General features: G+C 36.3%; 2 protein-coding genes and 1 pseudogene. All 3 read right to left on the bottom strand.

Annotation, left to right across the window (positions count from 1 at the left end):
• A pseudogene (locus ACMWJS_RS22855) lies at window positions 1-671 on the bottom strand (hypothetical protein); the annotation flags it as partial.
• 13 nt (window positions 672-684) lie between these two features.
• Window positions 685-1,332, bottom strand: coding sequence for a TcpQ domain-containing protein (locus ACMWJS_RS22850; RefSeq protein ID WP_334756219.1), 648 nt, complete (start codon window positions 1,330-1,332; stop codon window positions 685-687).
• A 51-nt stretch (window positions 1,333-1,383) separates the two neighbouring features.
• Entirely contained in the window at window positions 1,384-1,971 is a 588-nt protein-coding gene (locus ACMWJS_RS22845; RefSeq protein WP_414747631.1) for a type 4 pilus major pilin, read from the bottom strand.
• Between the last annotated feature and the right edge of the window lie 123 nt (window positions 1,972-2,094).

Raw genomic sequence — 2,094 nt, 5'->3', positions numbered from 1 at the left:
CCACTACCTGACCCGCCAATAGAATTATTGGCAGTAATTTTACTTGGTAAGGTCGCAATATTAAATGTTCTTACATCTTCTGATGAAAATTGTAACTTCCCATCACGATACTTCCATACTATATCATAATTTGCACTTAATTTATCTAGAAACTCTGACAACGCTCCCTTATAATTAACATCCATTAGATGTGCATCCACTGTATAATTTACCAAGCTATCAAAAAATGAATCATTATTATTACCTCCATCACCAACAGCCTTGTTTAGACTTTCACTAATCTTTTCTGCCGATATAACGCCCGTAGGGTTTTGTAACGCAGGATTCTCCACTTTGGTTTTTGCGGTGGGAATACCTGTTGCATCACTTATCAATTTTAAGATATTATCAAGTTTCATTGGCATTCCGGATACCAAAGTAATACCTTGATTTGTCTCAAAACGCGCAGGTAACGGATCGCCATGAGTGTTTTTTGAGCTTTGATTAGCAAGATATATACCATTGCTAATCTGTATATTGCTGGTGTCGATCTTTGCCTTTTCATTCTTCGCTTTGCTAAGAGCTGAATTTGTATCATTCACAGTATTCTTAATATTACTTTCACTTCTTTGATACTGTTTTGTTGTGCATGATGACGCAAATAATAATAAAAGCAGAATAATGCAACGCATGGCTTTCTCCGCCTTAAAAATCACTTTTATCGGAAACCATTAAAACTTTGTTCCCCATATAAAATTTAATGTATAACCTTGGGTTAATTTCCCCCATCGATTCAAACAACCGTTGAACTGCGGTTACAAAGTCAACATTATTAAACGAAGCCGCAGTTAATATTTTATATGAGTAGTCAGATTTCCAGACAACGTCCCATCCCGCTGCCTGTCCCCATTTATAAAGAATGCTAAGTAAATCTTGATTTTTATCTACACTCCAGTTGGGTGGGTAATTACTAATTGCATTAGGAGAAACACTATTCAAAACCTTTTCGTTAGTTATCTTTGCTATTTTTTTTCTGTTTTCCAAAACATTACTTACTGAATTCACAACTTTATAACCCACAGTTAAATCATTTATTTTTTCTTCTTTTTTTTTAATCTTTTTGCTTTTAATCAGAGATTGATTTTTTTTTGAATCTTGCTGCTGTGATATTGAATTAGCAGCTATTTGCTCAATAACACTTACTTTTTTTTGTGATTTTAAAGCCTCTTTTTTTTCTTTACTGGCATTACTGTACAATAACTGGCCAAGAGTAATATTTGTTGGTGCATCAGTTGATGCATTACTACCAGCCACAAAAAACAAAGTGACCATAACCGCAATATACTTCTTCATTTTGCAATCCCCCCCTCCTCCCCAACCATTCCTTATTGCTTATATCAACACTTATTTCATAAGAAATGTAATGCTATTTGTTGTATCTGTACAAAGAGCAGCTGCATTCGCTGGAGTCAACGTTCCTGAATAAATAGTACCGGCTCTTGCAGTTCCATTAAGTGTTTGTGGAGTTAAAGAGGCCGCTGCTGTACCGCTATTCATCGAAGCAACTTTAACCCCTACACCTTGTAAAGAAGTGCCAAGATTCATCGAAGCGATATTGACACATGACGATTGTGGAACTCCATCGAGAAGAAGAGCATATCCACCTGTTGCACCTGTATTTGGAGCCACATGCAACCTTCCTCCGAATGGGTTATTGATAACTCCAGTGCTTCCTTTGTAGTTCGCAGGTACAGCTGAAGAATTATACAGCACTGTATCCGAAAGACCGGTATAGGAAGCCTGACCGACATATAATCCATTGATTGCAGACATTACACTCATCACTTGTGATACTGTATTTTGTGTTTTGTTGCTATCAGATGCAGACTGGTAGTAAAACATTACTCCTGACACAACAATTGCAGATAGCGCTAGTACCATTGATGCTTCAATAAGCGAAAGTCCTTTTTCTGCTTTCTTCTTTATCTTCATCTTCTGTTTCATTGATATACTTGACATTTTTAACTAACTCCTTAACGAACGTGAATAGTAGTAGAATGTAGAAAAATGAAACTTCTCCTTTCATAATAACCCCCCCCCCTTCAAAGTTAATGT

The sequence above is a fragment of the Enterobacter sp. HK-058-C-ECC genome (assembly GCF_047531125.1).
Taxonomy (GTDB): domain Bacteria; phylum Pseudomonadota; class Gammaproteobacteria; order Enterobacterales; family Enterobacteriaceae; genus Enterobacter; species Enterobacter quasiroggenkampii.
This window is presented reverse-complemented; position numbering and strand designations above follow the sequence as displayed.